Source organism: Pantoea sp. BJ2, assembly GCF_040255075.1.
GTDB lineage: Bacteria > Pseudomonadota > Gammaproteobacteria > Enterobacterales > Enterobacteriaceae > Pantoea > Pantoea leporis.
Window position 1 is genome coordinate 481236 of the sequence record NZ_CP158292.1, and the last position, 22503, is coordinate 503738.

Annotated in this window: 18 protein-coding genes; 8 read left to right on the forward strand and 10 right to left on the reverse strand. The window is 54.8% G+C overall.

Features of this window, described 5'->3' with window-relative positions; all coding sequences use genetic code 11:
• Positions 1 to 16: 16 nt before the first annotated feature.
• A complete protein-coding gene (locus AAF463_RS02085; RefSeq protein ID WP_007888450.1) occupies positions 17 to 898 on the reverse strand; it encodes a sugar phosphate isomerase/epimerase in 882 nt (293 codons plus the stop codon).
• Between the two features lie 317 nt (positions 899 to 1215).
• On the opposite strand from AAF463_RS02085, the gene AAF463_RS02090 reads away from it, so the two are divergent.
• From AAF463_RS02090 to AAF463_RS02100, 3 genes are all read left to right on the forward strand, one after another.
• Positions 1216 to 2244, forward strand: coding sequence for a LacI family DNA-binding transcriptional regulator (locus tag AAF463_RS02090; RefSeq protein WP_350261449.1), 1029 nt, complete (start codon positions 1216 to 1218; stop codon positions 2242 to 2244).
• 147 nt (positions 2245 to 2391) lie between these two features.
• Entirely contained in the window at positions 2392 to 3315 is a 924-nt protein-coding gene (locus AAF463_RS02095) for a TIM barrel protein (RefSeq protein ID WP_110868105.1), read from the forward strand.
• 10 nt (positions 3316 to 3325) lie between these two features.
• On the forward strand, positions 3326 to 4495 hold the full coding sequence (locus AAF463_RS02100) for a Gfo/Idh/MocA family oxidoreductase (RefSeq protein ID WP_350261450.1): 1170 nt from the start codon (positions 3326 to 3328) through the stop codon (positions 4493 to 4495).
• A gap of 62 nt (positions 4496 to 4557) precedes the next feature.
• Here the strand turns inward: AAF463_RS02100 and AAF463_RS02105 are convergent, their stop codons facing one another.
• Positions 4558 to 9288, reverse strand: coding sequence for an Ig-like domain-containing protein (locus tag AAF463_RS02105; RefSeq protein WP_350261451.1), 4731 nt, complete (start codon positions 9286 to 9288; stop codon positions 4558 to 4560).
• Between the two features lie 910 nt (positions 9289 to 10198).
• On the opposite strand from AAF463_RS02105, the gene AAF463_RS02110 reads away from it, so the two are divergent.
• The 4 genes from AAF463_RS02110 to AAF463_RS02125 are packed head-to-tail and all read left to right on the forward strand — an operon-like array spanning position 10199 to position 15055.
• Entirely contained in the window at positions 10199 to 10723 is a 525-nt protein-coding gene (locus tag AAF463_RS02110; protein WP_101762319.1) for a fimbrial protein, read from the forward strand.
• A gap of 53 nt (positions 10724 to 10776) precedes the next feature.
• Positions 10777 to 11463 carry a molecular chaperone gene (locus tag AAF463_RS02115; protein WP_101762318.1) on the forward strand — a complete coding sequence of 229 codons (687 nt, stop codon included), beginning with the start codon at positions 10777 to 10779 and terminating at the stop codon, positions 11461 to 11463.
• A gap of 11 nt (positions 11464 to 11474) precedes the next feature.
• Positions 11475 to 14033, forward strand: a complete 2559-nt coding sequence (locus AAF463_RS02120; RefSeq protein WP_350261452.1) for a fimbria/pilus outer membrane usher protein — start codon at positions 11475 to 11477, stop codon at positions 14031 to 14033.
• An 11-nt stretch (positions 14034 to 14044) separates the two neighbouring features.
• Positions 14045 to 15055, forward strand: coding sequence for a fimbrial protein (locus tag AAF463_RS02125; RefSeq protein ID WP_350261453.1), 1011 nt, complete (start codon positions 14045 to 14047; stop codon positions 15053 to 15055).
• A gap of 40 nt (positions 15056 to 15095) precedes the next feature.
• Here the strand turns inward: AAF463_RS02125 and AAF463_RS02130 are convergent, their stop codons facing one another.
• From AAF463_RS02130 to nac, 7 genes are all read right to left on the reverse strand, one after another.
• On the reverse strand, positions 15096 to 15371 hold the full coding sequence (locus AAF463_RS02130) for a hypothetical protein (protein ID WP_350261454.1): 276 nt from the start codon (positions 15369 to 15371) through the stop codon (positions 15096 to 15098).
• 88 nt (positions 15372 to 15459) lie between these two features.
• A complete protein-coding gene (locus AAF463_RS02135; protein WP_350261455.1) occupies positions 15460 to 16197 on the reverse strand; it encodes an amino acid ABC transporter ATP-binding protein in 738 nt (245 codons plus the stop codon).
• A gap of 9 nt (positions 16198 to 16206) precedes the next feature.
• Positions 16207 to 16962, reverse strand: coding sequence for an amino acid ABC transporter permease (locus tag AAF463_RS02140; protein WP_137385021.1), 756 nt, complete (start codon positions 16960 to 16962; stop codon positions 16207 to 16209).
• 5 nt (positions 16963 to 16967) lie between these two features.
• Positions 16968 to 17663, reverse strand: a complete 696-nt coding sequence (locus AAF463_RS02145) for an amino acid ABC transporter permease (RefSeq protein WP_061718311.1) — start codon at positions 17661 to 17663, stop codon at positions 16968 to 16970.
• Between the two features lie 22 nt (positions 17664 to 17685).
• Positions 17686 to 18438: an SDR family oxidoreductase gene (locus AAF463_RS02150; RefSeq protein ID WP_350261456.1), complete on the reverse strand. Its 753-nt coding sequence runs from the start codon at positions 18436 to 18438 to the stop codon at positions 17686 to 17688.
• A 112-nt stretch (positions 18439 to 18550) separates the two neighbouring features.
• Positions 18551 to 18967, reverse strand: coding sequence for an acetyl-CoA carboxylase biotin carboxyl carrier protein subunit (locus AAF463_RS02155; RefSeq protein ID WP_350261457.1), 417 nt, complete (start codon positions 18965 to 18967; stop codon positions 18551 to 18553).
• 109 nt (positions 18968 to 19076) lie between these two features.
• Positions 19077 to 20000, reverse strand: coding sequence for a nitrogen assimilation transcriptional regulator NAC (gene nac / locus AAF463_RS02160; protein ID WP_049851333.1), 924 nt, complete (start codon positions 19998 to 20000; stop codon positions 19077 to 19079).
• Between the two features lie 485 nt (positions 20001 to 20485).
• Here nac and AAF463_RS02165 point away from each other — a divergent pair, with 485 nt between their 5' ends.
• Positions 20486 to 21688 (forward strand): pyridoxal phosphate-dependent aminotransferase, encoded by a 1203-nt coding sequence (locus AAF463_RS02165; protein WP_350261458.1) that lies wholly within the window; start codon positions 20486 to 20488, stop codon positions 21686 to 21688.
• A 33-nt stretch (positions 21689 to 21721) separates the two neighbouring features.
• On the opposite strand, the gene AAF463_RS02170 is transcribed toward AAF463_RS02165, so the two are convergent.
• Positions 21722 to 22495 (reverse strand): 5-oxoprolinase subunit PxpA, encoded by a 774-nt coding sequence (locus AAF463_RS02170; RefSeq protein ID WP_350261459.1) that lies wholly within the window; start codon positions 22493 to 22495, stop codon positions 21722 to 21724.
• Positions 22496 to 22503: the final 8 nt, after the last annotated feature.

Here is a 22503-nt window from a genome sequence, read left to right on the forward strand (position 1 = left end):
ATCAGCGCGCACTCAACTATCCCAACAGCTCACGCTCAATCAGTTCGCGGGTCTCCACCGCCTGATACTTCATCTTCTCCGGATAACCGAACAGTGCCGCCGAAATAATCGACTCGCCGCCAACCTTAAAGGTGCGGTTGGCAAAATTCATCTCGCGCAGTGCTTCAAACAGCGCATCGAAATTCACTTCGCCTTCACCGACCGCCACGTGCTGGTGGATGGTGGCATCCACGCCTGGCGGGTTGACGATATAACGGCAGTGCTTAGTGTGGTTCATGGTATCGGCGATCAGCATATGTGAAAGATCGTCGCCGGCGTAATGCAGCATGTTCTTCACATCGCCCACACCTTTGTCGTAATAGAAGGTGTGCGGTGCGCTGTAGATGTATTTCACGTTTTCGCTGCGGAACGACTTCACAATGTCTGCAGTTTCGTTGCTTTGCTCGCAGAAATCCCACGGATGCGCCTGAATTTCGACGCGGATGCCTTCACGTTCGATGATCGGCAGCAGCTCTTCCATCGAACGATAGAACATCTCTTCACAAATTTCTGGCTCGTTGGGATTGCCCGACAGCTCGGTGTTGATCACCTGCACACCCATTTCGACGGCAATCTCGATCATGCGTTTCCAGTTCTTCACCGCCGCCTGACGACGCAGTTCATCCGGGCCAGACCAGCGATATACGGTAATGAACGAGGAGATCTCCAGCCCGGTGGCATTCAGCGCGTTTTTGTATTCGCGCATGATTTCACGGCTGGCTTTCGGATGTTTATAAAACGGGTTGATCTGCGGGTGCGGCGACTGCTCGATGTACTTGTAGCCCCATTCCGCCACCTGATGCACCATGCGCGTGATGCCGAGATCCCTGATTACATCCACATCAAAAGCGATTTTCATTGTTTTCTCCTGAGCGTTAAGCGGTGCGGACTTTGATGATGACCATACTGATCTTTTTACGCGCTTCATCACGTATTCTGATGTGAAACCATCAGCCAGACCGCTTTGAATACGCACATGAATATCAAACATTTATTCTGAATGGTATTGAGATGAAATGAGTTATTTCATTTTTGCGAGAGCGATCAAAATAATGAGAGATTCCCTATCACTTGAAGCCAATTACTGATGATTCCTGTGCGGGGTGATTGGTTATTTACCGCAGGTTAGGGCATTATTTTTGATAATTTATTATCATATCATTCAGGAAGTAGCGCATGAGTAAAATCACCATGACCGCGATTGCCACCGCCGCCGGTGTTGGCGTGGCGACCGTCGATCGCGTGTTAAATCGTCGTGCACCGGTGCGCGCCGCAACGGAGCAGAAGGTGCTGGAAGCTGCTAATCGCCTCGGTTATCGCATCGGCAATGTGCCGCTGCTGAGCGGCACCGTGCCAGCCGCCAGCGTGACGCTGCGCATGGGCTTTATCCTGCTGTCAAAATCCTACTCGTTCTATCATTCCCTCACTGATGCGCTACGCCAGCATACGCAGCCGTTTCATCCGGCAGGCAGCGAACCGATTTTTACCTGGCACGACATTGATGATGTGGAAGCGGTGGTGACCTCGCTGTATGCGCTGGCCGAGCAGGTGGATGCGATTGGCTTAGTTGCGCTGGACCACCCGCTGATTCGCCATGCGATAGAAAACATATCGCGTCAGGGCGTGCGGGTTTATGCGCTGTTTTCCAACTTTTCGCCGTGCGGTCACGCCGGTTATGTCGGTCTGGATAACCAGAAAGCCGGACGCACCGCCGCGTGGATTGCCACGCACCTGTTGCATCAGCCGGGTTCGGTCGGCGTGCTGGTGGGCGACCATCGCTTTATCTGTCAGGAGAGCAATGAGATCAGTTTCCGCTCCTATCTGCGTGAGCAGGACAGCGCGCGACGCGTGCTGGAGCCGCTGAAAACCAATGAATCGATTGATGGCGGCTACCGTTCCACGCGTCAGTTACTGGAAGAACATGCCGATTTGGCACTGATCTTCGCGCCTTGCGGCGGCATTGAGGGCGTGATTCATGCGTTGCGCCAGCAGCCGCAGCGTAAGGTGGCGTTGATATGTCATGGTCCGGTGAAAGAGGGCGAGCTGGCGCTGATTGATGGCACCATTACGGTGATGATCCGCAACCGCATCGACGAAATGGCCATGCGCCTGGCGCAGATGGTGCAGCAGCATCATGCGCAGCCGGGCGATCATTTCTCCCAGATCATCCTGCCGTTTGATATCGTCACGCGTGAAAACCTGTAGGCCGCGTCGTTGCTGTATTTGATATATTTTCTATCATTTTAATGATGCGAAATACTATGATCGCTATCAAAAAATGAATGTTTCATGGTTGTTGATGATGAAATATTTATTTGATACTTGCGCCATCCACTACCGCAAGGAACGATCATGACTATCCATATTGCTAACGCGCCCTGTAGCTGGGGCGTTGATGACCCGAAAAATCCCTTCCTGCCGCCGTGGCAGAAAGTCCTGAGTGAAGCGTCGCAGGCCGGTTATAAAAGCATTGAGCTGGGCCCATGGAGCTATCTGCCGGTTGAGCCTGCCGAACTGCGTCAGCAGCTGGAAGCGCACGACTTGTCGCTGGTGGCGGGCACCATTTTTGATGATTTGGTGAGTGAAGCCAATTTCCCGGCGATGGTTGAACTGACGCACAACATCTGTCGTAACCTGTCTCTGGTACCGACCGCGACCAAAACCCATGCGGACAACAAGCCCGCACCTTATCTGGTGATTATCGACTTCGGTAATCCAGAACGCGCCAAATACGCCGGTCAATCCGCCAAGGCGCCGCGCCTGTCAGCTGAAGCGTGGCAGCGCATGATGCAGCACATCACCACGCTGAGCCAGATTGCCTGGAACGAATACGGCGTGCGTGCGGTGATCCATCCGCATGCCGGCGGATGCATTGAGTTCGCCGACGAGCTGCAACAGCTGGTGGAAGACATTCCGCATGAAGTCGCTGGTTTGTGCCTCGACACCGGCCATCTGTACTACTCCGGCATGGATCCGATTCCTTACCTCAGCCGCTACTGGGATCGCATCGATTATCTGCACTTTAAAGACGTTAACGATGCGGTATGGCGCGACGTGATTGCGCGCGGCGTCGATTTCTTTGCCGCCTGCGCAGAAGGCGTGATGTGCCCGATTGGCAAAGGGGCAATTGATTATCCAGCGGTGCGCGCCTTCCTGGCGGAGCGCAATTATCAGGGCTGGATCACCGTCGAGCAGGAGCGCGATCCGCGTGATGCCGACACCAGCCTGCGTGACGTCACCGCCAGCCTGCACTATTTGCAATCGGTCGGATTCTGAGGAGAACAACATGATCAACGGCATTAAGGCTCTGGATCGCTCGCTGCGCTGGGGCATGGTTGGCGGTGGCGGCACCAGCCAGATTGGTTACATTCACCGTTCGGCGGCCACGCGTGATAACAACTTCACGCTGCTGGCAGGCGCATTCGATATCAACGCCGAGCGCGGCCGCGCCTTTGGCACTTCGCTAGGTATCGAAGCCGATCGCTGCTACGCAGATTACGAAACCCTGTTTGCGGCAGAAGCGGCGCGCGCCGACGGCATCGAAGCGGTGTCGATCGCCACACCCAATAACACGCACTTCGCCATCTGCCGCGCCGCACTGAATGCGGGTCTCCATGTGGTGTGTGAGAAGCCGCTGTGCTTCACCGCTGCCGAGGCCGATGAGCTGGAACAGCTGTGTGCTGAGAAGAAGAAAATCATCGGTGTGACTTATGGTTACGCCGGACATCAGCTGATTCATCAGGCACGCGAAATGATTGCCGCAGGTTTACTGGGTGAGATCCGCATCATCAACATGCAGTTCGCGCACGGCTTCCATAACGAAGCGGTAGAATTGCAGAACGAGAGCACCAAGTGGCGCGTCGATCCGCGCTTCGTCGGGCCGAGCTATGTGCTGGGCGATTTGGCGACGCATCCGCTGTTTATCGCCGAAACAATGGTGCCGCATCTGCAGATCAAACGCCTGCTGTGCAGCCGCCAGAGCTTTGTCAAAACCCGCGCGCCGCTGGAGGATAACGCCTTCGTGATGATGGAGTACGACAACGGCGCAGTCGGCACCATGTGGGCATCGGCGGTGAACTGCGGTTCGATGCACGGTCAGAAGGTGCGGGTGATCGGCGAGAAAGCCAGCCTGGAGTGGTGGGATGAGCAGCCGAATCAGCTGCGCTATGAAGTGCAGGGCGAGCCGGTGCAGATTCTCGAGCGCGGCATGGGTTATCTGCATCCGAGTGCGCTGGCTGACGACCGTATTGGCGGCGGACATCCGGAAGGATTGTTTGAAGCCTGGTCCAATCTCTATCGCCGTTTTGCGCTGGCAATGGATGCCACCGATCGTAGCGATCAGGCATTCCTGAAAGACTTCTGGTATCCGGGCGCGCATGCCGGTTTGATGGGCGTGCGATGGGTGGAGCAGTGCGTGAAGTCTGCGGATGCGGGATCAGTGTGGGTGACGTGCTAAGGGGGCGGTAAAGAAAATGGGTCGGCATGTCCAGCCGACCCAAAATGAGCATACCGAATGACTTATCGCGTGCAAACAATGTAAACAGTAGGAGCTGTTGATTTTGAGGCGATATCTCCTACGGTGCCTAGGGTGGAATCGAAATTGCCTTTGAGGCCTTTCCAGCTATCACTCAATGCATACCAAGTGCTGATGAATCCACTTTGTGTTAACAGCGTTCTGGCTTCAACAAAGTCGCCGCCTTCCTGGGCAAATACCGCCAATTCTGCGGAACCAGCTAGATGGGCACCCATATTGTTACAAAAATCTCTCACCTCCTGAACAGGCGGTGTTACCCCAGTCGAGTCATAGGCAAGGGCAAGGTATTGATGATTGCCGGCTCTGTATACCGGAGTAATGGTCTGACTGATCGTTTTCTGAGAAGTGTTAGCCAGCAACGCTTGAACAGTGCCCTGTCTCTTATTGCTGTTCACATGCAAGCTATCAAGAGTGGCGGTCGCCGTACCTGTAGCATCAGTGAATGATTCGCTATCGATGCTACCAATATCGGTCGACCAGTTAACTTTGTAATTGGGTACCGCCTGATTTTGCGCATTTTTTACCACCACGCTAATCACTGGATTATCGCCACCAAAACCGTATACCGCGTTTTTAGAGGTTTGCATTGATGTAATCGTGGCGGTGGAGCTATCGACCACAAATTCGACTTCCGGTGCGGTAACTGGCGCGTTGGCTCCGACACTCACGCTGACAATCCCTTTGCCTGGTGCACCTGATTGCAAGGTATTATGCGATTTTCCCTCATCATCTGTGCGCTGTGTTTGCCCGTTAAGTTGGCCAAAGTTGGTGGTCCAGTTGATAAGCAGCCCTTTCACGGGATTGCCATAGCGATCTTTCACCAGTGCGGTATAGGTCGCTTTACTGGTGTTGTCCGCTGGAATTTGTCGTGCATCCACGATCAGATCACCGGCGTTAAGGCTGGCGCTACTGCTCTCCGCCGTGAACTCCACCGCCGTCGCCGCCACCGCCGTGCCGCTACCCGGCTGCGCCGTGACGATAGCTGCTCCCAAAACCGTTGAGCTTAACGTTACCGTCGCCACGCCTGAGACGTTGGTTTTACTGCTATTCTGCGCCAGGTTGCCGCGGTCGGTGCTCCAGCTCACAGATAAATTGCTCAGCGGGTTGCCATAGGCATCCTTAATCGTTGCACTGTAAGTAATTTTCTCACCGCTATTCGCGATGGCGCTGACTTTGTCCGCCGTCACACCGCCATTGGCGATTTGTGCACTGGCGGTATCTGCCGTCACCGTCACTGGCGGTGCATTCACAGCCGCGCTGCTGTTGACGCGAGCGTTAACCTGCACGGTGCCTGCTAATGTGGCGGTGAGTGAGATAGTGGCCTCACCAGCGGTATTGGTGGTAGACGTCGTACCGCTCAGCGTTCCACCGCTGGTTGCCCAAGACACAGGCAGGTTGGCTACGGGGTTGCCGTGGGCGTCTTTCACTACGGCGCGGAAGATCGCCATGTCAAGAGTGCCCGCTGTGATGCTGGTTTTGTTTACCGTTAAATCACCGTCGCTGATGCTAGCCGAAGCGGCGTCAGCCTTGAAGTCAACCACCGGCGCATTAACCGCTGCGCGGCTGTTCACCACCGCCTTTACTTGCGCGTTACCTGCAGCCGTAGACGTTAACGTTATGGTTGCCTTACCGTCCGGACCAGTCACGCTGGCCGCACTGCTCAGCGTGCCGCGATCGCTACTCCATCCAACGGTTACGCCACTCACCAGGTTACCGGCGGCATCGATGACCCGTGCCGTATAAGACACGCTGTCGCTGCCGTTAGCCAGCGCGCTAGTTTTGTTGGCGGTGAGATCACCGCTGTCCAGACGGGCCGATGCCGCGTCGGCGACGATGTTTACCCTCGGTGCATTTGCCGGGTTGCCGTTGACCGCAGCGATGATCTGCGCCGACCCTACAGTGGTACCGGTGAAGGTAACCGTGGCCTCACCGTTGACGTTGGTGACAGACGTTGCATCGCTGAGTTTGCCAAGGTTGCTGGTCCAGTTGACCTGCTGATGCGCCACTGGGTTGCCGTTAGCGTCTTTAACCACCGCCGTAAAGCGTGCTGCATCCGTGCCGCTACTCACAATGGTGGTTTTATCCACGGTCAGATCGCCGCTGCCGATTCGCGCGCTGCTGGCATCGGCGGCGAAAGTCACGAGGACGGCACTTAGCGCGGGTTTGCCAACCAGCGCTGCGCTTACACCCGCCTGGCCCATTTGGGTTGAGGTCAGCGTGACCTGGGTTTTGCCGTCTGGCCCTGTCACGCTTGTTGTCTGGCTAAGTGTTCCGAGTGAGGTCTGCCAGTTTACAACTTGTGCGGGCAGCGGGTTTCCGTTTTTGTCCTTCACAGTAATGGTGTAAGTCACGAGATCGCTGCCATCGGCCACGGCACTGGTTTTATCCACAATAAAGTCGCGCGCGTCGATGGTGGCGCTAGCGGCATCGGCGGTAAAGCTGATGACGGGTGCATCCACGGCGGCCTGCGTGCCAAGCTGTGCCTGTACCTGCACATCATGCGCCGCAGTATCTTTCAAGGTGACGATGGCAATACCGTTTTTGCCACTCTGACTCACAGCAGCACTCAATGCACCACCGTTACTGTGCCAGTTGAGCTTCACGCCCGGTACTGGATTGCCATTGGCATCCTTAATCAGCGCGCTGAAAGTGACAGAATCGCTACCATTGGCGATGGCAGTGGTTCGATCAACTGTAAGGTTACTCCTATCCAGTGCGGCGGTGGATGCGTCGGCAATGAAATTCGCCAGGGCGTTGGCGCTGCCGTTGGCGGTAGACGCGGTAACTGTAATGGTTTCTGCCGCGGTATCGGTAAAGGCTATTACCACCAAGCCGTTGTCGTCGCTGATGGCCGTCAGGCTACTGCCTGCTGCGACTTGCGCGGAGCCACTCAATGCAAAGGTCACGGTCACACCCGCAACCGGGTTGCCCATAGCATCTGTCACGCGAGCTTCTGCGCGAGCAATGGCACTGCCGTTGGCCACTACATTATCCCGTGTCAGACGTAGATCGCCGTCAGCCACGGTGGCGCTACCGGTGTCGCTAATTTGTTTAATGGTCAGCGGGCTCAGTTGCAGCGTATCGATGGTGGCACTGAGTTTAACGTCTGCTGCACGCGTACCGGCGGTTAGCGTGGCGAGGTATTCGCCATTGCCTTTTTCTGTGACAGCACTCAACACCGGCGTCTTCGCGGCAGCGGTAGCCGCATGGGTGCTGGGGCGAGCACCAACACCGGCTTTCTCCGGGGCGTTGCTCAACTCGGTAGCACTTAGCGCGATGGACGCAGCCACATCGGTCACTGGCTGCTCGTTTTCATCGCGCAGCAGGATGCTGATCTGCGACGTGGCCTTACCGTCGGCAAGCAAAGTGGCAGGCGAGGCGCTCAGCGTGCTAGTGCTGGCATTTATCGCCGGGCTACTGACGTTGACCACAGTCGAGGAAACTTTCGAACGGTTATTACGTGTGTCTATGGCCACGCCGCTCAGGGTATAGCGGTTATGGCCGCCAGCGATAAAGCGCGGTAACACGATTTGGTATTGGTTGTTACCCAGGTCCTGAATGTGACCACCCGCAGCGACGATCGCGGCGTCGTTCCAGATAATTGATGCCAGACCGTACTTGCTGATGATCTTGTAATTCAGAGCCACGGTTTTACCGCTGCGGCCATTGATTTCGGTCGGCAGGCCAAGTTGAATCAGCTCCTGTTTGCGATATTCCAGCACGATATTGTTATTACGCTCAACCAGCGCCATACGGTTAGCAGCTAAAGTGCGGTTTAGATTTACGGCGCTGGGATCGAGCTGGCTACTGAGCGTCTGACCCAATTGATAGTTGAACTGGAGGCCTAATTGGGATTCGCGCTGATGACCACTGGCTTTATGGTCCAGTGTGAACGACACCAATGGCACCGGGGTATAGCTCAAACCTGCGGTGAAGGCAGCAGGGTTACTTTGGCGCCTCTCTTTGCTGAACAATGCAACTTCTTCACCGTAGTATTTTTCGTACATAAAACGCCCGCCAATCGCCGGGTAGACGGGTAGCCAGGCCTCGGCCCGAAGGTCGAACCCGTTTGCCGGGCGAGCATCGTAATCTTCAACATCTACAGAGTTGCGCCAGCTGCTCAGGCGATAATAACCATTTCCGGAAAGCTTGAGATAGTCGCGCCACGCTTCGGCACCAATGCCCATTCGTTTATGGCTGCGGCTAATGTTCTGGTCGTAAAAGGCGTTGTAACCAAACATCCAGCGGCTAGTGAAGTGACGCTGGCCGAGACCGAGGTTACCAGTAAATTGACCGTCTTTATTGCGCAGGCCTTGCTGAGCGAAAAATAGGCGGTCCGGCGTCTGATTGAGCGGTAACAGCAGGTCAAACGAGCCAGTCTGCGGCTTAAAGTGTTCATCCGTGCCAAGCTCGACGCGTGCGGTTCCCCATTGTTTTAGCCATTCTTGCGCCTGGCCTACGGCGGCGCCAGTGACCTGCTGGCTGAGATAGCCGCTTAGGTTACCGGATTGATGCGCCTCAGCCAGTCCACTGGCCTGCTGGGCAGCGCTGCTGAGTGAGGTCTCTTCGCCCGGACGGATGGCGGCTTCAACAGATAATGCCCAAAAGGGGGTGAGTGCCATGCCCACCTGGACGGCAATCTGGGTAAAGATGAGCGGCCGCATCCAGCGGGATGAGGCATCGGCGCGTGACGCTGACGAACGTGTGTTGTCCATAAAATTCTCGTGTTTTGGCTAAAAGGGGGTCATGAAGTAGGTGAGGGGGAATTCTCACGCGGGGAGAAGTTGTTAGCGCTTGAGACGGGTCTTAAACCTTTTAAGTGATTTGAAAAAAGCAAGGCAGGAATGACTTGCGAGGAACAAGATTAAAAGGGGGATAGGACGAAAATACCGCTAGATGGACAACAACACATACGCTTACGAAGCGACCTGTAGATAGGCAAGTGTGTAAAGCGCTGACTTGATGCGATATCAGTTCAGGCGTCATACTTGCCGTTTTTTTCACGCTTTACCTAAAAATTTGATGCCATTTTATCTTCGGTTTCTCTGCGTTTTTACGCGCTTTTTGGCGCCTTTATGCGCTTTTATACCAGGCGTAGAACAATATTCTGTCTGCAACCAATAATCACACCCCTCATCATTAACCCAACGCAATATAACAGTTTTATTTCTGTAATAGTTAAACCTGGCTTATAACTATTGTACAAATAAAAACCGAATTCATGCTGTCTTCCTGAAAATAAAGGGGCATCTTTGACGGTAATAGCAGAAAAAGAAGACATATCCTGGAGAAGTCACACTTTGTCTCATTCGCATAAAATGCTGTCTTAGGTGGTTTTTTAGATCTTTAGATCGTTAAAATACAAATGTTAAGTTTTTTATTCTAAAAAAGGATCTTAAAAAAGATCAAAGATCTGTAAATTAACCGTTGCGCTAATTTTTTTAGGGTTATATTTCAAATTAAGCACGAATAATCAAAAAAACTTTCAATAGGTTGAAAATTGTCATTTACTTAAAGCGGTCGAAGGGCTCCAACATTACTTCGATTAATGTTTTATCTGCTGTGGAAATGAAAGTTCATTGCTTGAGCAGAGACATTTTTTATGACGATTTTTGAGGCTTAATCATGAAAAGCAAGTTCGCAGTATTGGTTGCAATTACGGCTTCTCTTGGATTTATTGGCACGACAACTGCTGCTGATGGCACGATTAATTTCACGGGTACAATTACCGATAACGCTTGCACGGTGGATACTGGCTCTGCCAACCAAACCGTGAATCTGGGCACCGTTTCGAGCAAAACCTTCACCGGAGCCGGTGTCACCGCGGCACCGACTCGTTTCAACATTAATCTGACAAGTTGTCCTGCTGCGGTAACCTCGGCCAGCGTACGTTTCGATGGCGCAACCTCTGCGGGAAATAACCAAATCCTCGCTCTGAACTCAGGGCAAACTGCCACTAATGTGGGTGTCGCGCTGTATGAGCAAGACAGTTCCACTCTCATCCCTATCGCCAGCAAATCGGCTGATCGTCCGATCACGGCAGCCGGCCCTAATGTACTGACCTACATAGCGAAATATTACGCTACGGCTACGCCAGTTACTGCGGGTACAGCAAACTCCACGGCGACCTTCACCATTGCTTACAACTAAGTAGTTTCAGAGCCGCGTCATGCGGCTCTTTCTTTCGTCACGGAGAGAGATGGATGTTTAAAAAAAGTCTTTGGCCATTGGCCATGGCACTTTTGTGCCTGTCGCCTATGGCTCAGTCTGGTGTGCAGATTGGTGGCACACGTCTGGTTTATGACGGTAAAAACAAGCTGGCCGCGATAAGTGTGACTAATCCAGACGATCGTCCCTATTTGATTCAATCCTGGGTTAGCAGTCAGGAAGAGAGTGATACCGCTGATGACACTTTCATCACAACGCCCCCGCTCTTCCGCCTTGAGCCTCATAGCCAGAATTCGGTGCGCGTTATCTACAGTGGTCACACGTTGCCAGACGATCAGGAATCCGTGCACTGGTTGAATATCAAGATTATCCCGACGGTCAATCGTCAGGCCACTAACGATCTCGTTATCACCATTAAAAACAAAATGAAGTTATTTTACCGGCCCGCAGAGTTAAGCGGCGATCCCGCATTGGCTTTTACCAGGCTCAAATTTCGCCAGCGTGAGGGCAAACTCGCCGTGTTTAATCCCACGCCTTACAGCGTTTCGCTCTACGACCTGACCGTAAACGGTTCAACTATGACCAAACCGCCGATGGTGTTGCCTTCACAGGAAATCGTTCTTGGCCAAAAAGTGCACGTTGGCAATCCGGTGAGCTGGCGAGCGATTAATGATTTCGGCGGCATTACAGCAGAACAAACATTAAAAGTGGGCACCGATTAAAGGAGAGGGCCATGTCGATGAGACAAAATATACCTTTAACGCTGAGGCCTGCTTTTCAGCGCACCTTACTTAACATGGTAATACTGGCTGCAATACCCATTAATGATGTGGCTGCAGAGGATTATTTTGATCCTGACACGGTGGAACGACACAGCGGCCAGCGTGCAAATCTGGATCTTTCCACTTTTAGTCGCAGTGGGGGTCAAGCGGCGGGCGTTTACAACGCCGACGTTTACCTGAACGACAATTTTGTTGGATCAAAAAGCATACGCTTTGAACCCGGTGCGAAGGGTCTGCAGCCCCTATTAATGAAAGCCGATTTTATGCGGTGGGGCGTGAAAGAGAATGCCACACCCGCTTTCGTGAAAATCTCACCTGCGCAGGAAGTGACGAATATCGCTGCCATCATCCCGCAGGCGCAAACCCGCTTTGATTTAAGCCAGCAACGCTTAAACGTCTCCATTCCACAAGAATATGTACGACATAACGCACAAGGGTATGTTGGCCCAGATGAGTGGGACGATGGTGTCAACGCGCTATTTATGAATTATGGCTATTCAGGTGCCAATAACTGGAGTGATTATCGTCAGGGAAGTGATAACAACGCGTATCTCAATTTGCGTAGCGGTATCAATCTCGGGGCCTGGCGCGCGCGCAATTACACCACCTATAGCCATAGTCAGGGTGATGATAAGTGGAACAGTATTAATACCTACGTTCAGCGTGACATCAAACCCTGGAAAAGCCAGCTGGTATTGGGAGAGAGCTATACACCCTCAGAGGTATTCGATAGCTTCCCCTTTCGCGGAGCTCAGCTCTACTCAGACGACAATATGCAGCCTGAAAGCTTGCGAGGATTCGCACCCGTTGTACGAGGCATTGCGCAGAGCAATGCGCAAGTTACCATTCGTCAGGACGGTAACATCATTTGGCAAGCCTATGTGCCACCCGGACCTTTCGCCATAAACGATCTTTATCCTACCTCGGCCAGTGGCGATCTTGAGGTGGTAATAAAAGAAGCGAATGGCAGCGTCCGACAGTTTGTTCAGCCATTTTCTGCGGTGCCTATCATGCAGCGTGAAGGGCGTTTCAAATATGCTTTCACGGCCGGGCAATATCGTTCAACCGGGGGATCGGCAAAAAAACCGGGCTTTATACAAGGCACAGGTATTTATGGTTTGCCTTATAGCTCAACCGTTTATGGTGGATCTATCCTGTCGGGTGATTACACGTCAGCATCGGTTGGTGTGGGGAAAGGTCTGGGGTTATTGGGTTCGATTTCGCTGGACGGAACATTCGCCAATGCTCGTTTAATGGAAGAAACTCATCGCGGTGGCTCATTTCGTTTTCAATATGCAAAAGATTTCGCAATGAGCGGCACCACTTTTACTCTGGCTGGCTACCGTTATTCCACCTCTGGTTATTACGATTTTAATGAAGCTAATGGCTATTACGCGAATACACTGCCGCCGGGTTTCCGGGGTAATCCCAACAACCGCAATGAAGTTGAACAAGCCCGACGCGAATGGCGAAACTGGCGTTATAGCCATAACAGACGCAGTAAATCCCAACTCAACGTTAATCAATCGTTGGGTGATTATGGCAGTCTTTTTCTCTCCGCTTACCAGCAACAATATTGGGGCGTGACAGAAAAGGAGCGCAGTTTGACGCTGGGCTATAACACCAGCTTCAACGCCATCAATTACTCCTTTAACTACAGCTATTCACAGACGCCGTTCTACACCAACCACGATCAAATTTTTTCGCTGGCGGTGCAGATTCCCTTTGACCGATTTTTACCCAAAAGCTGGCTGAACTTCTCGGGCAGCACCGACAATCGCGATAAAACCACTGGCGCGGTGGGGTTGTCAGGCACTGCACTGGCAGACAATAACCTGAGCTATAGCGTGCAGCAGGGTTACACCAATCAAGGGGTTGGCGCCAATGGCAATGCGTCAGTCAACTATAAAGCACGCTTTGGCGAATACCAGGCTGGCTATAACTACTCGCGGAATACCCGACAACTGAATTACGGCGCAACGGGCGGCATTGTGGTGCATCCCTATGGTGTGACTCTGAGCCAGCCGTTAGGTGACACCATGGCGTTAGTGCGCGCTGAAGACGCGGAAGCGGTTCGCGTGCTCAACCAAACCGGCGTGCTGACTGATGGCAGAGGTTATGCCGTCGTACCTAACGTAACACCTTATCGCCGCACCTCGCTTTCGCTTGATGCCAATTCGCTCGGCGATAACGTCGATCTGCTGAGTGACAGCCAAACAGTGGTGCCTACGCAGGGGGCCGTAGCATTAGCCAATTATCCCACGGTATCGGGGGCAAAAATGGTCGTTACCTTGCGTGGGCGTCAAGTGCCGTTCGGCGCACGTGCCAGCGTTGCCAACGGCGAAACCCTTTCGCATGGCATCGTTGATGACAAACAACATGTTTACCTCAGCGGCGTGCCCTCAGCGGGCGTGGTTAAGGTGAACTGGAAGGGCGGCGAATGTCAGGCTCCGTTTACGTTAGGAAAGGCTCAGTTTGGTGTCAATTCTGTGACGGCACAATGCCGCTAAAGGAAGCATTTATGCGTTTATTTCTTTTATTGCCAAGCATATTTTTTATTGGGTTGTACGTTAACTTTGCGCAGGCTTATACCTGTACTACCACCACAGCAGCGACGACAATTTCTCCTCCTGCGATAGTGATTCAAAGGGATTTACCGGTGGGATCGTTGATTGGCAGCCAGATCACCTCGGGTGCGGTGAACACGTTTAACTGTACTAACACGGCCCCCGCGTTGACTTATCAAAGTGTGGGCGTAAAAGGCACCGGTAACTATGTCACGACCATTGGAGGCAGACGAATTTACAGCACCAATATTGCGGGAATAGGCTTTGCTATCGGTGCCGTCTCAGTGAACAACTGCAATAACTTTAGTGGCTGGGTTGATGGAACCGGTACGGGAGATGGTAATGCGAACAATAGGTTGCTGTGTTCGGTCAATGGCTTAATGGCGGGACAACCTCTGCGCGAGCAAGCGTTGCTACAGTTCTATAAAACGGGGCCAACCGGTTCAGGGATGGTTACCGCGCAGGAGGCCGGAGCGTTTATTTTGCGCAACAACCAGGCGCTCTGGCATTCACCGGGATCGACGATTCTTATGAATGGTTTTAGTGTCACAACGCTGGCGTGTTCAGTCAGTAATACTGCCATCGCCGTGAATATGGGCAATGTGGATAAGCGTGCGTTCAGTGGGACAGGCAGTTCACCCGATGCTAGCTTTACGCGTAATTTTACCCTTCCGCTTAACTGTAATGCCGGCACCCGCATCAATGTGAAGATTGATGGAAATGCCCAAAACTCCGCCAATGGGGTATTAAATCTGACATCAGGTGCCAATACGGCAAGTGGAGTGGGCGTGCAGCTTCTGTTTAACAATGCGCCTGTGCAACTGGGCGCTAATATTGTTGCCGGAACTTCGGCCAGCGCGGGGAATTATAATATTCCGCTTCAGGCGCGTTATTACCAAACGACCGCAACCATTACACCTGGCACAGCTAACAGTTCCGCGACTTTCACTCTGACCTATCAATAAATAATTTTCCCCCTGGCGGGGGAAAATTGTCAGTGATGACTCACCGATAGATCACTTCAACAGCTTTAATATGACCCGATGATTGCACGCTGACATTGCCGAGTTGAAACGGCAGCGTCTGCTGTTGCTTATTGAATCTAATCTGACGCACTTTATCGACACCATTCTGGCTACATTGCACTGCGGCATGCTGGCTATTGGTCGTCGTCGTACAGGCAGGCTCAACTATCGCACCGGTAAAGGAAACGGCACCGCCCTCAGCCAGAACGGCTTGGGCAAATAGCAAACCAGAAAATAATACGAATGCTGTTTTCATCGGTCTTCTCCTGGTGGTGGCATAAAGAAGAACGACAAGTTAGGACCAAACTTTAATTAAAAATGGCGATACTGAAAAAATATCCCCCTTAATGCGATCGCAGGTCGCTGAGGAAGCGCTGCGCGCGCGGGTGCTGCGGCTGGGTGAAGAACTGTTCTGGCTGTGATTTCTCCAGAATCTGTCCCTGGTCCATAAACCAGATGGTATCTGCCACCTCACGGGCAAAGTTCATTTCGTGGGTCACGCACATCATCGTCATCCCTTCTTGCGCCAGACCGCGCATCACCGACAATACTTCGCCGACCATCTCCGGATCGAGCGCCGAGGTCGGTTCATCGAACAGCATCACCGGCGGCTTCATCGCCAGCGCGCGGGCAATCGCCACGCGCTGCTGCTGGCCGCCGGAAAGCTGCGACGGATAAGCATCGGCTTTATGCGCTAAGCCCACGCGCTCCAGCAATTCACCCGCCTGACGACGCGCTTCGCTGCGCTTCACGCCCAGCACTTTCATCGGCGACATCATGATGTTCTCGGCCACCGTCACATGCGGGAACAGGTTGAAGCTCTGAAACACAAAGCCGATGCGCGTGCGCAGCTGATTGAGGCGCGTGCTGCTGCCGTGAATATCGGTGCCATCAAACACGATTTGGCCGTCATCGATCGGTTCTAAACGGTTAACGGTGCGGATCAGCGTCGATTTTCCCGAGCCGGAAGGGCCGCACACCACCACCACTTCGCCGGGATTAATCTCGGCGCTCAGGTTGGTCAGCGCCTGATACGCGCCGTACCATTTATTAACCTGATTAAACATGATCATCGGTCCCATGCGGTTTCCTTATTGCGAAGAGGTTTTAGTCAGCATCACCGCGGGCGCCACGCTGGGCGTTGGCTGCGGTGCTTGACGACGTTTCTGCGCAATGTGCGCTTCGAGTTTATTGGCCAGCCAGGTGAGGCTGAAGCAGATGAGGTAGTAGCTCAGCGCCACAATGGCGAACACCTGAAACGGTTTGGTCAGCAGCTGATTACTCACCTGATTGGCGGCAAAGGTCAGCTCCGGCACGTTAATCACGTAGCCCAGCGTACTGTCTTTGATAATCGACACCAGCTGGCTAACCAGGCTGGGCAGGGTGTTGAACAGCGCCTGCGGCAGGATCACCAGACGCAAAGTTTTCAGATGGCTCATGCCGAGCGCGCGTGAGGCTTCGTATTGGCCGTGCGGCAGTGCCTGAATGCCGCCGCGCACGATCTCGGCGATATAGGCACTCTCATAAATCACCAGCGTACACAGCATGGTGGCGAAGCCGCTGATGTTGTGGCCGATCAGCAGCGGCACACAGAAGTAGGTCCAGAACACCACCATCATCAGCGGGATGCCGCGCAGCAGATAAACCCAGCCGGTGGCGGGCCAGCTCAGCCAGCGCCACGGCGACAGGCGCGCCAGGCCCAGCAGCACACCAATCGGAAACGCCAGCAGCACCGCTAGCACCGAGATCAGCAGCGTACAGAGCACGCCGCCAATCGGACCGTTCGGGTATTGCCCCATCAACAGCAGCATGCCGTTGTCATGCAAAATGGTGAACATCTCAAACATCGCCATTACCTCGCATAGACGCGCTGGAAGCGGCGGGCCAGCAGTGCGCCAAGGCCCATCAGCAGCAGGGAGAAGAACAGATAGCCCACGGTCGCCACGATGTAAGATTCGAAGGTACGGAACGTTTGGTTCTCAATATCGCGCGTTACATAGGTGAGATCCGCCACGCCAATCACCATCGCCAGGCTGGTGTTTTTAAACAGCAGCACCGTGTGGTTGATCATCGCGGGCATCGCATTGCGAATGCCCTGCGGCAGAATCACGCCGTGCATGGCGCGCACGTAGCTCATGCCGAGTGCGCGCGCAGCTTCGTTCTGCCCGTCGGGAATGGCGCGCAGGCCGCTGCGGATATCTTCGGAGAAGTACGCCGCCTGACACAGACCCAGCGCGGTGAGGGAGAACAGGAACTCGGCGTTGTAGTTGTTGATCCACATCTGCAGCGCTTCCGGCAGCAGCGTGGGAATGGCGAAGTACCACATCATCAACTGGATCAGCGTCGGCACATTGCGGTGATAAGAGACATAGGCTTTGACCAGCCCAACCGCGATGCGGTTTTCAGTCAGGCGAATCACCACCAGCAGCAGCGCCAGCACCATCGCCAGCAGCCAGGCACCCAACGCCAGTTCAAGGGTGATCACCGTTCCGTCAACGATCATCTGGCCGTATTGGCCGGTTATCACACTGCTGAAATCGAGAGCCATTCTGTTACCTCATCTTCGCCTGCTACGCGCTGTGCTCGCCCGGTCGCATGGTGGAAAGACCGCCCGGCACCTGTAATGTCGGGGTGATTTCGATGTTGCCGATATTTACCGCCAGCGGTGCCGCGAGCGCGAAAGCAACGCAGTCGGCGATATCTTTGGTCTGCGGCAGTTCAAAGCCATCAATGAAGCGGCGGCGCGCCTCTTCGTGATCGCCTGACACGTTGCCGAAGATATCGGTGGCGACGCGGCCCGGACAGATTTCGGTGATGCGCACGCGCGCGCCGTAGCAATCGACGCGCAGCTGGCGCGAAAGGGCATGCACGCCGGCTTTGGTGGCGTGATACACCGAGTTGCCGTTGAAGTTGTAGATGGCAGCAATCGAGGTGATGTTGAAGACGTGGCCACGATCGCGCGCCACCATGCCCGGCACTAGCAAACGGCACAGATGCAGCACCGCGCGCAGATTGACGTCCACCTGGGTTTCAATCACGTTCTCGTCGGCATTGAGGATCGAGCCCGGATGCGACAGGCCAGCGTTATTCACCAGAATGTCGATTTCGAGATCCTGGCACAGCGCGGTCAGCGCCTTTATGTCACTGACATCCACCGCATGCGGAATACAGCCGGTACGATCGGCCAGCGCTGCCAGCTGCTCTTTACGGCGCGCCACCGCGTGCACGGTGATGCCCTCCTGGCACAAGCGCTCAACAATCGCTTCGCCCATTCCCGCCGATGCGCCGGTCACCAGCGCGGTTTTGTAATCTGAAAATGGCATCTGCCTCTCCTCGTTATGGCGTCTTTTGACTGTATGCAGTTATGCCGCAAGGGCATAAGACATAAAAATTTTGAGGCAATAAGCGCCCCTTATAACCCCGCAGGGCTGCCATTCATGGCGACTGAAACATCAACACGTCCTCGCCATACTCCACCGCAGACAAATGCTCTACCGCGAACGACTGCACCGTGCCGCTATCCGGGCTGATCACCGGCACATACAGCGGGCCAACCTGCACCAGCGCCACCACCGCACCGGCCTCGATGTGCTGGCCGGGCGCGACAAAATCCTGCGGACTATGCGGATGGCGGCGCAGCAGCGTGCCGGGCATCGGTGCGCCGATGCGTTGCGTGATGGGGGGGATTTCTGCGGCGGGAAGCGTGACAGGCGCGGGCGTGGCTGGCGTGGCGGCGAAGGTCAACCGCACTGACCAGTGCTTGCCATCGAGCGCCAGGCTGTTCAGCCCGGAGGATTGCATCTTGCGCGCCAGCGCACGCAGCGTCGGCAGCGGTATTGCGGTTTTATCCATGGAATTCCCGTCAAAGCGAAACACGCCCGCCTGAGCGGGCAAAATCGTAATCTAGCGCGTTCGCAATACGGGCAGTAAGAGGGTTTCGCTTTGCGGCAATAAGCGGGACTTATCCCACCAACGTCAGAGGATGATTCTCAACGTTGCGGCGCGACATCAGCGACAGCAGGATCGATTTCACCGCTTCGGCCGGCTGTGACAGCGGCAAGTGATCCGACATGCAGAACGACAGCGACACCTGCACATCCGGATCGACGATCTTCGCCATCCACGCATCGCCGCTTTTCAGCATCGCGCGCGCGGCGGATTCCGGCATGATGGTGGTGCCGAGACCGGCGCTCAGGGCGGCATTCAGCGTGGTTTGCGACTCGATCTCGCATTTCACGCGGTACTGCAGATTGTTATGTACGAAGGCATCGTCGAGCACTTTGCGCATGATGTTGTAGACGCGCGGCAGGAACAGATCGTATTGCGCCACCTGCGCCAGCGGGATCTCTTTCACCGGTTGCGCGAGGCTGAACGGACAGACGAAGTAGAGATCCTCTTTCATCAGCGGCATAAAGCGCAGGCCGTGAATGGTGCGGTGATCGTAAATTACCGCCATATCCATGCGGCCATTCATGATCAGTTCGCTCAGCGTGGTGCCGAAGTTCTCATTGAAGTAGAGCACGATGCCGGGATGCTGCTGCTGCACTTCCATCATCAGCGGTAATGCGAGGTTTTGTGCCGCGGTGCCCGGCGCTAAGCCCACTGAGACGCTGCCGCTCAGTGACGCGCCGACCAGCTCGATGGCGCTTTGTGCCTGCTCGCACTGGCGTAAAATCGCCTGCGCGTGGGAATAGAGGGTTTTCCCGGCTTCGGTCGGCGTCACGCCGCGCTTGGTACGAATGAGCAGTTGCTGATTCACTTCCCCTTCCAGCGTAGCCAGCTGCTGGCTCAGCGCGGGCTGGGCAATATGCAAAATATCGGCGGCCTGGGTCAGGCTGCCCACATCAACAATTTTAACAAAGTACTTCAGGCGACGAAGATTCATGAACGCTTCCTCCAACAGAACGCATAGCGGGTATCAAGCAAAGTTGATGCCAAATAAGCTTTCGCGAATGAACTCAGACAGGAGGGTAGAGCCACAGTGCCTCCTACGGCAGGTGCTGAGTTGGACAGTTGCCGAGACGGCGAGGGTAAAACAGCGAACTTTGCACTGGTATGGTGCGATTCACTCATTAGATTTGGCGATGATGGGAGTGAGTAAACCGACGTTGCGCGCTGTTAACCGGCACTCAAAGTAACACTCTATTAACATTGCGTCAGGCGCTGGCGCGTGACCTGCCGCGCATTTCCACATCAGGCTCGCCACCTTTATGCCGAAAGTGTGCGGTCGGTTCAGTCATCGCTTTGTGTTATATCACCACAACAAAGCACTATTAACCGCCGCTTCGGGCAAAAACCTATCCTCTGGTAAACGTCGTGTTTGCAGCTTGCTGCAAACCGTTCATGCTGACACTGAGCCAGGATTAACCCATGCCCGAGATAGCCGATCGATTAAAGAATGTGACCGTTTCTGCCTCCGTTGCCATGACCCAAAAGGCCCGCGATCTCGCGGCGCAGGGCATTGATGTGGTGGCGCTTTCTACCGGTGAACCCGATTTCCCCACGCCACCTCACGCGATTGAAGCCGCTTATGCCGCTGCGCGCGCCGGGGATACGCGCTATCCGCCCACCGACGGCACGCCGGCGCTGCGCAAAGCGATCCAGCTGAAGTTCAAACGCGATAATCAGCTCGATTACGACGTCAGCCAGATCCTCACCGCCGGCGGCGCTAAGCAGATCATTTTTAACGCGATCCTCGCGACCATCAATCCGGGCGATGAAGTGGTGATCCCGACGCCGTCGTGGATCAGCTATGCCGATATCGTCAAATTCGCTGGTGGCGTGCCGGTGGCGCTACCCTGCACGCAGGAGAACGGCTTCAAACCGCTGCCGGCCGATTTGGACGCCGCCATCACCGATAAAACCAAATGGTTGTTGCTCAACTACCCGAGCAATCCCACCGGTTCGGTGGCGAGCCAAGCGGAGCTGCACGCGCTGGGCGAGGTGCTACTGCGCCATCCGCAGGTGTGGATCATGACCGACGATATCTATGAACACCTGATTTATGACGATGTGCGTTTCTACACGCTGGCGCAGGTTGAGCCGCGCCTGTTTGACCGCGTGCTGACGGTGAACGGCGTGTCGAAAGCCTGGTCCATGACCGGCTGGCGATTGGGCTTCTGCGGCGGCCCGGCGCCGTTGATCAAAGCGATGAGCAACGTGAATACCCAGAACAGCGGCGGCGTCTGCACCTTAACGCAGGCCGCGGCGGTAGCGGTGCTGGAAGGCCCGCAGGATCTGCTGCAGGAGCGCGCGCGCATCTATCGCCAGCGCCGTGATTATGTACTGGAGCGCCTGACGTCGATTGATGGCCTGCGCTGTCACAAACCGCAGGGCGCATTTTATCTGTTTGTGAATATCGCGGGCTACATCGGCAAAACCAGCGCCGGTGGCAGATTGATCACCAATGATGCCGATTTTGTGCTGGCGCTGATTGAGGAGCAGCACGTGGTGACGGTGCAGGGCGCGGCGTACGGCATGAGCCCATTTATCCGCTTGTCGTATGCCACGAGCATGGAGCGGTTAGAGACGGGATGCGATCGCATTGCGGCGTTTTGTGGTAGTTGTGTTTAATGTCCAGGTCGCCAAAAAAGGCGACTTGGTTTTTTACCTGGATTGTAGAACTTCCGCCGCCGGGGCGACCTGATGACCGCAGGCTTCGATTTCGCTGCGCATAATGGTGGCGAGCGCCAGGGAGCCTGGCGTGTCGCTGTGAACCAGAATCGAGCGCGCACGCACCGCAATCTCTTCACCTTCAATCGTCGTCACCGTGCCGTGCTGCAAAAACTGGCGCACGCGGGCGCGCAGCGCGCTTTCCTCGTTGATCACCGCACCGGCAATGCCGCGCGGCACCAGACGGCCTTGCGCGTCATAGGCGCGGTCAGCCAGAAACAGCGTCAGCGTTTTCAGGCCAGCCGCCTGCGCCGCGACTTCAATGATCGTATCGGGCTGGGCGAAGATGATCAGCTCGCTATTAATGCGCGCCACTAACTCCATCACCTGTTGCGCCAGAGCAGCATCGCGGTTGACGATGTTGCCCATCGCGGCGTGGAAACTGAAGTGGGAAACGTGGGTGCCTTCCGCGCGGGCAATCGCCGTCAGCGCGCCGAGCTGATAGGCCACCTGCTGACAAATCTCTTCGGCGCTAAACGGCAGTTCGCGGCGGCCAAAACCTTGACGATCCGGCAAGCCGGGATGCGCGCCAATGCCCACGCCATGTGCCTTCGCCAGCCGCACCATGTTGGTCATGATCGCCGGATCGCCAGCGTGGAAACCGCAGGCGATATTGGCGGATGACACCACTTTCATTAGCGCGGCGTCATCGCACAGCTGGTAAACGCCGAAGCCTTCGCCCATATCGGAATTCACATCAATCTTCATGTCTGGTT